The 12,480-nt window shown below is 60.5% G+C and carries 11 protein-coding genes; all 11 read left to right on the top strand.

What is annotated here, in order from left to right:
• On the top strand, nucleotides 1-183 hold a 183-nt coding region (locus K5E40_RS30910), incomplete at its 5' end, for a hypothetical protein (RefSeq protein ID WP_221733983.1).
• Between the two features lie 79 nt (nucleotides 184-262).
• Nucleotides 263-1,885 (top strand): methyl-accepting chemotaxis protein, encoded by a 1,623-nt coding sequence (locus K5E40_RS30905; protein WP_221733982.1) that lies wholly within the window; start codon nucleotides 263-265, stop codon nucleotides 1,883-1,885.
• Nucleotides 1,885-2,421 (top strand): chemotaxis protein CheW, encoded by a 537-nt coding sequence (locus K5E40_RS30900; RefSeq protein WP_221733981.1) that lies wholly within the window; start codon nucleotides 1,885-1,887, stop codon nucleotides 2,419-2,421. The genes K5E40_RS30905 and K5E40_RS30900 overlap by 1 nt, the downstream gene beginning before the upstream one ends.
• Nucleotides 2,418-3,692 (top strand): protein-glutamate O-methyltransferase CheR, encoded by a 1,275-nt coding sequence (locus K5E40_RS30895; RefSeq protein WP_221733980.1) that lies wholly within the window; start codon nucleotides 2,418-2,420, stop codon nucleotides 3,690-3,692. The genes K5E40_RS30900 and K5E40_RS30895 overlap by 4 nt, the downstream gene beginning before the upstream one ends.
• Nucleotides 3,689-4,372, top strand: coding sequence for a chemotaxis protein CheW (locus K5E40_RS30890; protein ID WP_221733979.1), 684 nt, complete (start codon nucleotides 3,689-3,691; stop codon nucleotides 4,370-4,372). The genes K5E40_RS30895 and K5E40_RS30890 overlap by 4 nt, the downstream gene beginning before the upstream one ends.
• Nucleotides 4,369-6,657 carry a hybrid sensor histidine kinase/response regulator gene (locus tag K5E40_RS30885; protein WP_221733978.1) on the top strand — a complete coding sequence of 763 codons (2,289 nt, stop codon included), beginning with the start codon at nucleotides 4,369-4,371 and terminating at the stop codon, nucleotides 6,655-6,657. The genes K5E40_RS30890 and K5E40_RS30885 overlap by 4 nt, the downstream gene beginning before the upstream one ends.
• Nucleotides 6,654-7,664, top strand: coding sequence for a chemotaxis response regulator protein-glutamate methylesterase (locus K5E40_RS30880; protein WP_221733977.1), 1,011 nt, complete (start codon nucleotides 6,654-6,656; stop codon nucleotides 7,662-7,664). The genes K5E40_RS30885 and K5E40_RS30880 overlap by 4 nt, the downstream gene beginning before the upstream one ends.
• A 48-nt stretch (nucleotides 7,665-7,712) precedes the next feature.
• Nucleotides 7,713-8,714, top strand: coding sequence for a PleD family two-component system response regulator (locus tag K5E40_RS30875; protein WP_221733976.1), 1,002 nt, complete (start codon nucleotides 7,713-7,715; stop codon nucleotides 8,712-8,714).
• A 205-nt stretch (nucleotides 8,715-8,919) separates the two neighbouring features.
• Nucleotides 8,920-10,015 (top strand): peptide chain release factor 2 gene (gene prfB / locus K5E40_RS30870; protein WP_221733975.1). Its coding sequence is split into 2 segments (ribosomal slippage): nucleotides 8,920-8,991 and nucleotides 8,993-10,015, totalling 1,095 coding nucleotides; the frame shifts between segments, so codons are not numbered across the junction.
• A 71-nt stretch (nucleotides 10,016-10,086) separates the two neighbouring features.
• The gene (gene lysS / locus K5E40_RS30865; RefSeq protein WP_221733974.1) at nucleotides 10,087-11,589 is read left to right on the top strand and encodes a lysine--tRNA ligase; all 1,503 of its coding nucleotides are present in this window, start codon (nucleotides 10,087-10,089) and stop codon (nucleotides 11,587-11,589) included.
• Nucleotides 11,590-11,694: 105 nt separating this feature from the next.
• On the top strand, nucleotides 11,695-12,408 hold the full coding sequence (locus K5E40_RS30860) for a TetR/AcrR family transcriptional regulator (RefSeq protein WP_221733987.1): 714 nt from the start codon (nucleotides 11,695-11,697) through the stop codon (nucleotides 12,406-12,408).
• Nucleotides 12,409-12,480: the final 72 nt, after the last annotated feature.

Raw genomic sequence — 12,480 nt, 5'->3', positions numbered from 1 at the left:
GGTTATCCACATTTGAGTGCGCAAGAAGTTGCGCACAATGGCGTGTGGCCACTATTGGTGGGGGTTGCTAAAAAATGGCCAATCCAACATCCATTTTTGCCATTACGTCACTGGTGCGTCGCCTTGGGATTGTCAGACAGTCGCGTTCAAGCGCCTTGCGATAAGCACCTGTGCAAGGCTTGAGGGTGAAAAAGCGTCTTATAAATGAAACAGCGCCCTCGGCTATACTCCCCGCATTTCGACTTAGGCACGAGGACTCACTGTGAAGAACTGGACGTTGCGCCAACGCATTTTGGCGAGCTTTGCGGTGATTATCGCCATCATGTTGCTGATGGTCGTCGTCTCGTATTCACGGCTTTTGAAGATTGAGGTTGGCGAGCAGAGCGTGCGTGATGACGCAGTGCCGGGTGTGTATTTCAGCTCGATGATTCGCAGTGCCTGGGTAGACAGTTACCTGCAAACCCAGGAATTGCTGGGCCTTAAAAAAGGCTTGGGAATCAGTTCCGAGGACGCCGCAGACTTCAAGGCCTTCGAAGCACGGCTGGAAGAGCAGGTGGGCAACTATCAAAACACCATCACTACCGAGCAGGACAAAGCCGAGTTCAGTTTGTTCAAGCAGGACATCCTGAACTACAACAAGATTCAGGCTCAGGTGCTCGATCTGCACCAGCGCAATCTCGATGATGACGCGACGAAGTTGTTCAACGAACAACTGACGCCAGCGTGGATGGCTGGTCGCATGAAACTCAACGACATCATTCGCGAGAACAAGTCGGTGGCCGATCAGGCCTTGGACAACATTGACAGCGCAGTGGAAGCGGCCAAGATCAGCATGTTCATCTCGTTGCTGGTGGCCATTCTGGCGGCCGGCGCCTGCGGCCTGCTGCTGATGCGGGCGATCATGGCACCGATGAACCGCATCGTGGAAATCCTCGAAATCATGCGTACCGGCGACTTGAGCAGCCGCCTGGACCTTGCCCGCAAAGACGAGTTCGGCGCGGTGGAAACCGGCTTCAACGACATGATGGCTGAGCTGACCTCGCTGGTGTCGCAAGCGCAGCGTTCATCGGTGCAGGTAACCACTTCGGTGACCGAAATCGCCGCCACTTCCAAGCAACAGCAAGCCACCGCCACCGAAACCGCCGCCACCACCACCGAAATTGGCGCGACCTCGCGGGAAATTGCGGCGACGTCCCGCGATCTGGTACGCACCATGACCGAAGTGTCCACCGCCGCCGATCAGGCCTCGGTGCTCGCCGGCTCCGGCCAGCAGGGCTTGGCGCGCATGGAAGACACCATGCATTCGGTGATGGGCGCAGCCGATCTGGTCAACGCCAAACTGGCGATCCTCAACGAGAAGGCCGGCAACATCAATCAGGTGGTGGTGACCATCGTCAAGGTCGCCGACCAGACCAACCTGCTGTCGCTGAACGCGGCGATCGAAGCCGAGAAGGCCGGTGAATACGGCCGTGGTTTTGCCGTGGTTGCCACTGAAGTGCGGCGTCTGGCGGATCAGACGGCGGTCGCCACTTACGACATTGAACAAATGGTGCGCGAGATCCAGTCGGCGGTGTCGGCGGGCGTGATGGGCATGGACAAGTTCTCCGAAGAAGTGCGTCGTGGCATGTCCGAGGTGCAGCAAGTCGGCGAGCAACTGTCGCAGATCATCCATCAAGTGCAGGCGCTGGCGCCGCGGGTGTTGATGGTCAACGAAGGCATGCAGGCCCAGGCCACGGGCGCCGAGCAGATCAATCACGCGCTGGTGCAGTTGGGCGATGCCAGCAGCCAGACCGTCGAATCGCTGCGTCAGGCCAGTTTCGCCATCGATGAACTGAGCCAGGTGGCCGTCGGGCTGCGCAGCGGCGTTTCGCGATTCAAAGTCTGATGAGCGAAATCAGCGCCAAACGCAGTGCCGCACCCGTGGCGAAGCAGGCGTTATTCCTGCTGTTTCGCATTGGCAATGAGCGCTACGCCTTGCGTGCCACCGAAGTGGCGGAAGTGCTGCCGCGCTTGCCGTTGAAGCCGATTGCCCGGGCGCCACAGTGGGTCGCCGGGGTGTTCGCGTATCGCGGCGCGGTGGTGCCAGTGATTGATCTCAGCGCGCTGACTTTTGGTCAACCCGCCGAGGCGCGCACCAGTACGCGGTTGGTGTTGGTTCACTATCGCCGGGACGCGTCGCAGCCGGCGCAATGGCTTGGGCTGATTCTCGAGCAGGCGACAGACACGCTGCGCTGTTATCCAGAGGATTTTCAACCCTACGGCCTCGACAATCGCGAGGCGCCGTACCTCGGCCCGGTGCGCGAAGATGCGCAGGGGCTGGTGCAATGGGTGCGGGTCAGTGACTTGCTCGATGATGGCGTGCGCGCCTTGCTGTTCCCCAATCCGCCGCTGGACCCGATGCAGCTTGAGGCGCAGTCATGAGCAGCGACCAGCGCTTTTTCGACTTCCTCAAAGAACGCATCGGCCTTGATGTCACCTCCGTGGGGCCGGCGATCATCGAGCGAGCCGTACGCCAGCGCACCACGCTTTCACAAGCGGTGAACGCCGACGCCTATTGGCAACTGCTGCAAGGTTCGCGCGATGAACAGCAGGCGCTGATCGAAGCGGTGATCGTCCCCGAAACCTGGTTTTTCCGTTACCCGGAGTCGTTCGCCACCCTCGGTAAACTGGCGCGCAATCGTCTTGGCGAACTGAACAACATGCGCGCGCTGCGCATCCTCAGTCTGCCGTGTTCCACCGGCGAAGAGCCTTATTCGATTGCCATGGCCTTGATTGACGCCGGGCTCAGGCCGCATCAGTTCAAGGTCGATGGCATGGACGTCAGCCCGATCTCGGTGGAAAAGGCGCGGCGCGCGTTGTATGGCAAGAACTCGTTTCGTGGCCAGGATCTGGACTACCGCGAGCGGCATTTCACGCCTGAGCAGGACGGCCATCGGGTCAACGAAAACGTGCGCGAGCAAGTGCGTTTGCAGGTCGGCAATGTGCTCGATCCGACGCTGTTGGCCAGTGAGCCCGCCTTCGATTTCGTGTTCTGCCGCAACCTGCTGATCTACTTCGATCAGCCGACCCAGAAGCAAGTCTTCGAAGTACTCAAGCGCCTGACTCATGTCGATGGCGTGCTCTTTATCGGCCCGGCGGAGGGCAGTCTGCTTGGACGGTTAGGCATGCGTTCGATCGGTATTCCCCAGTCGTTTGCGTTCAGCCGCCACAGTGAGCCGGCGCCGGAACCGTTGCCGATCCCCAAGCCCATTCCGTTGCCCGTCAGTCAGCCGCTGCGCACCACACCACCCACACCGTCCGTGCGCAACCGGCCGTTTACCGCCGTGACGGCACTGCCGATTACCCGCAAAAGCGCCAACCCGGACGCCGCGACGTTGCTCGCCCACATTGCCGCCCTGGCCAACGAAGGCAAAAGCGCCGAAGCCCGTGCCGCGTGCGAGCAGTATTTGCTTAGCCACGAACCGGTGGCGCAAGTCTTCTACTGGCTGGGCCTGCTCAGCGATGTCGCAGGCAGTGCCCTTGAAGCCCAGGGTTTTTACCGCAAGGCGTTGTACCTCGAACCGCAACATCCCGAAGCGTTGATGCACCTGGCCGCGTTGCTGCAAGCCCAAGGTGACAGCGCCGGTGCCAGACGATTACAGGAGCGCGCCGCCCGCAGCGCACGCACCGCCGACAGTGAGCGTAAACGATGATCCCGTCCGACACCTTGAACGTCACACATGAAGATGCCCGGGCCATCGACGATTGCTGGAACCGCATCGGCATTCACGGCGACAAGTCCTGTGCGCTGCTGGAAGAACACATCCATTGCCGCAATTGCTCGGTGTATTCCGCCGCCGCGACGCGCCTGCTCGACCGCTATGCGTTGCAGCAGGACGAGCGTGACCCGGTGGCTACAGCGGTCGAAACCGATTTGAAAACCCGTTCTCTGCTGATGTTTCGTATTGGCGAAGAATGGCTGGGGCTGGCGACGCGCAGCCTCGTAGAGGTGGCGCCGATGCAGGCGATTCACTCGCTGCCACATCAACGCTCGCGGGCCTTGCTTGGCGTGGCCAATGTGCGCGGCGCGCTGGTGGCGTGTCTGTCGCTGGTTGAGTTGCTGGATCTGGATGGCAATGTTGCACCGGCCAATGGCGGGCGAGTCATGCCGCGTATGCTGATCATTGCTGCCCATGGTGGACCGGTGGTGGTGCCGGTGGATGAAGTTGATGGCATCCATGCGATTGACGAGCGCATTCTCGATGCCGCATCGCGATCCGGCGCTCAGGCGAGTGCCAAGTACACCCGGGGTGTTCTGCCATTTCGGGGGCGCAGCCTGCGTTGGCTGGATGAAGAACAGCTGCTGTCCGCCGTGACCCGGAGCCTCGCATGACCCCCGAGCAAATGCGTGACGCCTCATTGCTGGAGCTGTTCAGCCTTGAAGCTGAGGCCCAGACCCAAGTCCTGAGCGCGGGGCTTTTGGCACTGGAGCGCAACCCGACCCAGGCCGATCAACTGGAATCGTGCATGCGCGCGGCGCACTCGCTCAAAGGCGCGGCGCGGATCGTCGGTATCGACAGCGGCGTCAGCGTTGCGCATGTGATGGAGGATTGTCTGGTCAGTGCGCAGGAAGGGCGGTTGTTGCTGCGCCCGGAGCACATCGACGCGTTGTTGCAGGGCACCGATTTGCTGATGCGCGTCGCCGTGCCGGCCAGCGCGCCGCAACCGGCAGACATTGAAGCTTACGTCGCACTGATGGCGCGCCTGCTCGATCCGTCAGCCCCGCCAGCTTCGGTCGCTGCGCCGCTGATGGCCGAGTTGCAGCTTGAAGCGCCGCCAGCGGTTCAGCCGACGCCGGTGCCTGCTATAGAAGCTTCTGTTGAGTCGCCCGAGCCGACACCGAACAAGAGCAAACGCACCACCGAAGGTGGCGAGCGCGTGTTGCGCGTCACCGCCGAACGTCTGAACAGCCTGCTCGATCTCTCGAGTAAATCGCTGGTGGAAACCCAGCGACTCAAGCCGCATCTGGCGACCATGCAGCGCCTCAAGCGCATGCAGAACAACGGTCTGCGCGCATTGGAAAACCTCAACGTCCACCTCAAGGAACATGCGCTGAGCCTTGAAGCTCTGGAAGCGTTGGAAGATGCGCGGCGTTTGCTCGCCGAATCCCAGCAAATGCTGATCGAGAAAAATGCCGAACTCGATGAATTCGCCTGGCAGGCCAGCCAGCGCGCGCAAGTGCTCTACGACACTGCATTGGCCTGCCGCATGCGGCCCTTCGCAGACGTGCTCAGCGGTCAGGTGCGCATGGTGCGTGATCTGGGCCGCACTCTCGGCAAGCAGGTGCGACTGGAGATCGAAGGCGAGAAAACCCAGGTTGATCGCGATGTGCTGGAGAAGCTCGAAGCCCCGCTTACCCATTTGCTGCGCAACGCGGTCGATCACGGCATCGAAACGCCGGAGCAACGTTTGCTCCAGGGCAAACCCGCCGAAGGCCTGATCCGCCTGCGCGCCTCGCATCAAGCGGGATTGCTGGTGCTGGAATTGAGCGATGACGGTAACGGCGTCGATCTGGAAAAGGTTCGGCGTAGCATTGTCGAGCGCCAGTTGTCCCCCGCCGAAACAGCGGCGCAGTTGAGCGAAGAGGAGTTGCTGACCTTCCTGTTCCTGCCTGGTTTCAGCCTGCGCGATACGGTCACTGAAGTGTCTGGCCGTGGCGTCGGCCTTGATGCGGTTCAGCACATGGTCCGTCAGTTGCGTGGCGCGGTGGTGCTGGAACAGACGGCGGGCGAGGGCAGTCGCTTCCATCTTGAAGTGCCGTTGACCTTGTCAGTGGTGCGCAGTCTGGTGGTGGAAGTCGGCGAAGAGGCCTACGCCTTTCCGCTAGCCCACATCGAGCGCATGTGCGATCTGGCCCCCGAAGACATCGTGCAGATCGAAGGTCGCCAGCATTTCTGGCACGAGGATCAGCATGTCGGGCTGGTGGCTGCCAGCCAGTTGTTGCAGCGCCCGGCCAGTCAGAGCAGCGGTGAGGCCCTGAAAGTCGTGGTGATCCGCGAGCGCGATTCGATCTATGGAGTGGCGGTCGAGCGCTTCATTGGCGAGCGCACGTTGGTGGTGTTGCCACTGGACGAGCGTCTGGGCAAAGTGCAGGACATTTCCGCCGGTGCCTTGCTCGATGACGGCTCAGTGGTGCTGATTGTCGACGTCGAAGACATGCTGCGTTCGGTGGACAAACTGCTCAATACCGGGCGCCTTGAGCGCATCGCCCGCCACGGCAATCAAGCCGTGGAAGCGGCGCGCAAACGAGTGCTGGTGGTCGACGACTCGCTGACGGTGCGCGAGCTACAGCGCAAACTGCTGCTCAACCGTGGCTACGACGTCGCTGTGGCGGTGGACGGCATGGACGGTTGGAACGCGTTGCGTTCGGAGGACTTCGATTTGCTGATCACCGACATCGACATGCCGCGCATGGACGGCATCGAACTGGTCACGCTGTTGCGCCGCGATAACCGGCTGCAATCGCTGCCGGTGATGGTCGTGTCGTACAAGGATCGCGAAGAAGACCGGCGCCGTGGACTGGACGCCGGCGCCGACTATTATTTAGCCAAAGCCAGTTTTCATGACGACGCCCTGCTCGACGCAGTGGTCGAGCTCATCGGAGGAGCGCGGGCATGAAGATTGCTATCGTCAATGATATGCCGCTGGCGGTGGAGGCCCTGCGCCGGGCGCTGGCCTTCGAGCCGGCGCATCAGGTGGTCTGGGTCGCGTACAACGGCGCCGAGGCGGTGCGCCTGTGCGCCGAAAATACCCCGGATCTGATTCTGATGGATCTGATCATGCCGGTGATGGACGGCGTCGAAGCCACCCGACGGATCATGGCCGAGAGCCCGTGCGCCATTGTCATCGTCACGGTTGACCGGCAACAGAACGTGCACCGGGTCTTTGAAGCCATGGGCCACGGCGCGCTGGACGTGGTCGACACCCCGGCCCTCGGCGCCGGCAATGCACAGGAAGCGGCGGCGCCATTGCTGCGCAAGATCCTCAATATCGGCTGGCTGATCGGCGAGAAAACCCCTCGCTCGCGTTCCGTGCCGGCTCCACAGCGCAGCACGGCGTCGTGCCAGCGGCTGGTAGCAATCGGTTCGTCGGCGGGCGGGCCGGCGGCGCTGGAAGTGCTGCTCAAGGGCTTGCCGCGTGATTTTTCGGCGGCCATCGTGCTGGTGCAGCACGTTGATCAGGTGTTCGCCGCCGGCATGGCCGAGTGGCTGGCCAGCGCCAGTGGTCTGGATGTGCGTCTGGCCCGCGAAGGCGAACCACCGCAAGCCGGCGTGGTGCTGCTGGCCGGCACCAATCACCATATTCGATTACTGAAGAACGGCACGCTGGCCTACACCGCCGAGCCGGTCAACGAGATTTACCGACCCTCGATCGACGTGTTTTTCGAGAGCGTCGCCAGTTATTGGAATGGTGATGCAGTCGGGGTTTTATTGACCGGGATGGGACGTGATGGGGCACAAGGGCTTAAGCTCATGCGCCAACAAGGTTACTTGACCATCGCGCAGGATCAGCAAAGCAGTGCGGTATATGGCATGCCCAAGGCCGCTGCGGCCATTGATGCAGCCGTTGAAATCCGCTCACTGGAAAAGATAGCGCCACGATTGCTGGAGATTTTCCCCAAATGAACAGATTTTTCCGCAATCCTGGCCCCCGCCGTACTCAGGTGACCGCCCATGAATGACTTACAGATCGATGACATCAAAACCGACGAAAACGCCGCCATGGTGTTGTTGGTGGACGATCAGGCGATGATCGGCGAGGCCGTGCGTCGTGGGCTGTCGAATGAAGAAAACATCGACTTCCACTTCTGCTCTGACCCGCATCAAGCCATCGCACAAGCGGTGCGGATCAAACCAACGGTGATCCTGCAGGACCTGGTCATGCCAGGCCTCGATGGTCTGAGCCTGGTGCGCGAATACCGTAATCACCCGGCGACCAAGGACATTCCGATCATCGTTCTGTCGACCAAGGAAGACCCGCTGATCAAAAGCGCGGCGTTTTCGGCCGGCGCCAACGACTACCTGGTGAAACTGCCGGACACCATCGAATTGGTCGCGCGCATCCGTTATCACTCGCGTTCCTATATGACCTTGCTGCAACGGGACGCGGCGTACCGTGCGCTGCGGGTCAGCCAGCAGCAGTTGCTCGACACCAACCTGGTGCTGCAACGCCTGATGAACTCCGATGGCCTGACCGGGCTGTCCAACCGTCGACACTTCGATGAGTATCTGGAACTGGAATGGCGACGTTCCCTGCGTGATCAGAGCCAACTGTCGTTGCTGATGATCGACGTCGATTACTTCAAGTCCTATAACGACACTTTTGGTCATGTCGAAGGCGATGAGGCGCTGCGCAAGGTTGCCACGGCGATCCGCGACGCCAGCGCCCGACCGTCGGACCTGCCGGCGCGTTACGGTGGTGAGGAATTTGCCTTGGTGCTGCCGAACACCTCGCCGGGCGGCGCGCGACTGATGGCGGAGAAGCTGCGCCAGACCGTGGCCGCGCTGAAAATTCCACATATTGCACCGAGCGAAGGCGCGAGCCTGACCATCAGTATCGGTTTGGCGACGATGGTGCCTGAGTCGGGTAGCGATTGCCGGTTGCTGATTTCGGCGGCGGATCGCGGTTTGTATCTGGCCAAGAACAATGGGCGCAATCAGGTCGGCATTGAGTAGTCCACTGTCCCCTGTGGGAGCGAGCTTGCTCGCGAAGGCGACGGCATAGCCAGCAGTAGGGTTGGCTGACCCACCGCATTCGCGAGCAAGCCCGCTCCTGCATTTGCAATACGTCGCCCCAACAGCCGCCAGACGGGCTGCCGTGACAGCGTGATTACGTTATACTCGCCGGCTTTCAAAAGTTCGCCAACGAGTGCTGCCCGTCATGGAAATCAACCCGATCCTGAACACCATCAAGGACCTGTCCGAGCGCTCCGAAACTATTCGGGGGTATCTTTGACTACGATCAAAAGCATGAGCGTCTGACCGAGGTCAATCGCGAGCTTGAAGATCCGAGTGTCTGGAACAAACCTGAATACGCCCAGGAGCTGGGCCGCGAGCGCGCTGCGCTGGCGCAGATCGTCGATACCCTCGACGAACTGAACGGCGGTCTGGCCGATTGCCGCGACCTGCTGGACATGGCTGTCGAAGAAAACGACGAAGGCGCAGTGGGCGATGTTGTCGCCGAGCTGGCCCGTCTCGAGGACAACCTCGCCAAGCTAGAATTTCGCCGCATGTTCAGCCACGAGATGGACCCGAACAACGCCTACCTGGACATCCAGGCCGGTTCCGGCGGCACCGAAGCCCAGGACTGGGCCAACATCCTGCTGCGCATGTACCTGCGCTGGGCTGACAAACGCGGTTTCGACGCGACCATCATGGAACTGTCCGCCGGTGAAGTCGCCGGGATCAAAGGCGCGACCGTGCACATCAAGGGCGAATACGCCTTTGGCTGGCTGCGTACCGAAATCGGCGTACACCGTCTGGTGCGCAAGAGCCCGTTCGACTCCGGCAACCGTCGCCACACCTCGTTCTCGGCGGTTTTCGTCTCGCCAGAGATCGATGACAAGGTGGAAATCGAAATCAACCCGGCAGACCTGCGGATCGACACCTATCGTTCCTCCGGTGCCGGTGGTCAGCACGTAAACACCACCGACTCGGCCGTACGTATTACTCACGTACCGACCAACACCGTGGTCAGTTGCCAGAACGAACGTTCCCAGCACGCCAACAAAGACACCGCCATGAAAATGCTGCGGGCCAAGTTGTACGAGCAGGAAATGCAGAAACGCAACGCGGCGTCCCAGGCGCTGGAAGACACCAAGTCCGATATCGGCTGGGGTCACCAGATCCGCTCCTACGTGCTTGACGCCTCGCGCATCAAGGACCTGCGGACCAACATCGAACGCAGCGACTGCGACAAGGTGCTCGATGGCGACATCGACGAATACCTGGAAGCCAGCCTGAAATCGGGGCTGTAAAGCCGTCAGCCCGACCTTAAGTCCCCCGTCAATGGCGGGGGCAACGAACCTGTGATGGAAAATTTAAAGACATGAGCGACCAACAACTCGATCCGCAAGCCCTGCAACAGGAAGAAAACTCCCTGATCGCCCTGCGCAAGGAAAAGCTTGCTGCCGAGCGCGCCAAGGGCAATGCCTTCCCGAACGACTTCCGCCGCGAAAACTACTGCGAAGAACTGCAGAAGCAATACGCGGACAAGACCAAGGAAGAGCTGGCAGAGGCTGCAATCCCGGTCAAGGTTGCCGGTCGTATCATGCTCAACCGTGGCTCGTTCATGGTGATCCAGGACATGACCGGTCGCATTCAGGTCTACGTCAACCGCAACACGCTGTCCGAAGAAACCCTGGCCGCGGTGAAAACCTGGGACATGGGCGACATCATTGCCGCTGTTGGCACCCTGGCCCGTTCCGGCAAGGGTGACCTGTACGTTGAAATGACCGACGTGCGCCTGCTGACCAAGTCGCTGCGCCCGTTGCCGGACAAGCACCACGGCCTGACCGACACCGAGCAGCGCTATCGTCAGCGTTACGTTGACCTGATCGTCAACGAAGAAGTGCGCCAGACCTTCCGCGTACGTTCGCAAGTGATCGCGCATATCCGCAGCTTCCTGATGAAGCGCGACTTCCTCGAAGTCGAAACGCCGATGCTGCAGACCATTCCTGGCGGCGCTGCGGCCAAGCCGTTCGAAACCCACCACAACGCGCTGGACATGGAAATGTTCCTGCGTATCGCCCCGGAGCTGTACCTCAAGCGTCTGGTGGTTGGCGGTTTTGAAAAGGTGTTCGAGATCAACCGCAACTTCCGTAACGAAGGCGTTTCGACGCGTCACAACCCGGAATTCACCATGTTGGAGTTCTACCAGGCGTACGCCGACTACGAAGACAACATGGACCTGACCGAAGAGCTGTTCCGCGAACTGGCGCAACTGGTGCTGGGCAGCACTGACGTGCCGTACGGTGAAAAGGTGTTCCACTTCGGCGAACCGTTCGTGCGTCTGTCGGTATTCGACTCGATCCTCAAGTACAACCCTGAGCTGAGCGCCGATGACCTGAACGACATCGACAAGGCGCGCGCCATTGCCAAGAAGGCCGGCGCCAAGGTGCTGGGCTTCGAAGGCCTGGGCAAGCTGCAGGTGATGATTTTCGAAGAACTGGTCGAGCACAAACTCGAGCAGCCGCACTTCATCACTCAGTATCCGTTCGAAGTGTCGCCGCTGGCCCGTCGCAACGACGACAACCCGAACGTCACCGACCGTTTCGAGCTGTTCATCGGTGGCCGTGAAATCGCCAACGCCTACTCCGAGTTGAACGACGCCGAAGACCAGGCCGAGCGCTTCATGGCGCAGGTGGCCGACAAGGACGCCGGCGACGACGAAGCCATGCATTACGACGCCGACTTCGTTCGTGCGCTCGAGTACGGCATGCCGCCAACGGCCGGTGAAGGGATCGGCATCGATCGTCTGGTGATGTTGCTGACCAACTCGCCGTCGATTCGCGATGTGATCCTGTTCCCGCACATGCGACCGCAAGCGTAAACGTTTCAGTTAAAAAGCCGCCTAAAACAGGCGGCTTTTTATTGCCCGTCTGGTACAAATGTATCAATTGGTTACTTTTGAAATAGCAGAGGAAGTGCTGTCGTGATGGTTGCAATCGCTCAAGAAGGTGCAGCGGGTATCGCCACTGCGGTCGCTGAAAGTGTTCAGTACCAGGGCCGCAAGGCCAGCCGACAGGGCAGTGAACAGCGTCGACAGGTCATTCTCGACGCGGCGATGCGCATTGTCGTGCGTGATGGCGTGCGTGCCGTGCGCCACCGTGCGGTAGCGGCCGAGGCCGGTGTGCCGCTGTCGGCCACCACGTATTACTTCAAGGACATCGATGACCTGCTCACCGATACCTTCGCCCAATACGTCGAACGCAGCGCGGCCTATATGGCCAAATTGTGGGTCAACAACGAAGGTCTGCTGCGTGAGATGGTCGTCAGTGGCGATGGCAGCCCGGAGTCGCGTTCGCAACTGGCCGACAATATTGCGCGGCTGATGACCGATTATGTCCATCGGCAACTGGTCAACCGTCGCGAGCATTTGATGGCCGAGCAAGCGTTCCGTCAGGAAGCGTTGCTTAACCCGCGCCTGGCCATTCTGGTGCGATCCCATCAGCAGATTTTGCTGCAGGGTACCTGCCAGTTGTTTCAGGTACTGGGCTCGCGGGAACCGCAGCAGGATGCCAAGGTGTTGACGGCGATTATCGGACGGATGGAATATCAGGGCCTGCTCAACGAAGCCGAGCCTTTGGCCGAGCAGGAGATGCTCGACATTCTGACGCGGTATATGCATTTGGTGCTGGCGTCGGTGTAACCCTCTGAGGCAATCATAATTCCCACGGGGGACTGTGGCGATCTTCAGGGCCGTGATTGTTCATAGGGAGTA

Source organism: Pseudomonas baetica, from assembly GCF_019733355.1.
GTDB classification, from domain to species: Bacteria; Pseudomonadota; Gammaproteobacteria; order Pseudomonadales; family Pseudomonadaceae; genus Aquipseudomonas; species Aquipseudomonas baetica_A.
The sequence above is the reverse complement of the archived record's forward strand: the minus strand, read 5'-3'. Positions and strand labels throughout refer to the sequence as shown.

What these genes read in the sequence shown, in the direction of transcription:
- K5E40_RS30895 (WP_221733980.1), top strand. Translation starts at nt 2,418, where the DNA reads ATGAGCAGCGACCAGCGCTTTTTCGACTTCCTCAAAGAACGCATCGGC.
- K5E40_RS30875 (WP_221733976.1), top strand. Translation starts at nt 7,713, where the DNA reads ATGAATGACTTACAGATCGATGACATCAAAACCGACGAAAACGCCGCC.
- K5E40_RS30890 (WP_221733979.1), top strand. Translation starts at nt 3,689, where the DNA reads ATGATCCCGTCCGACACCTTGAACGTCACACATGAAGATGCCCGGGCC.
- K5E40_RS30860 (WP_221733987.1), top strand. Translation starts at nt 11,695, where the DNA reads ATGGTTGCAATCGCTCAAGAAGGTGCAGCGGGTATCGCCACTGCGGTC.
- K5E40_RS30885 (WP_221733978.1), top strand. Translation starts at nt 4,369, where the DNA reads ATGACCCCCGAGCAAATGCGTGACGCCTCATTGCTGGAGCTGTTCAGC.
- K5E40_RS30900 (WP_221733981.1), top strand. Translation starts at nt 1,885, where the DNA reads ATGAGCGAAATCAGCGCCAAACGCAGTGCCGCACCCGTGGCGAAGCAG.
- lysS (WP_221733974.1), top strand. Translation starts at nt 10,087, where the DNA reads ATGAGCGACCAACAACTCGATCCGCAAGCCCTGCAACAGGAAGAAAAC.
- K5E40_RS30880 (WP_221733977.1), top strand. Translation starts at nt 6,654, where the DNA reads ATGAAGATTGCTATCGTCAATGATATGCCGCTGGCGGTGGAGGCCCTG.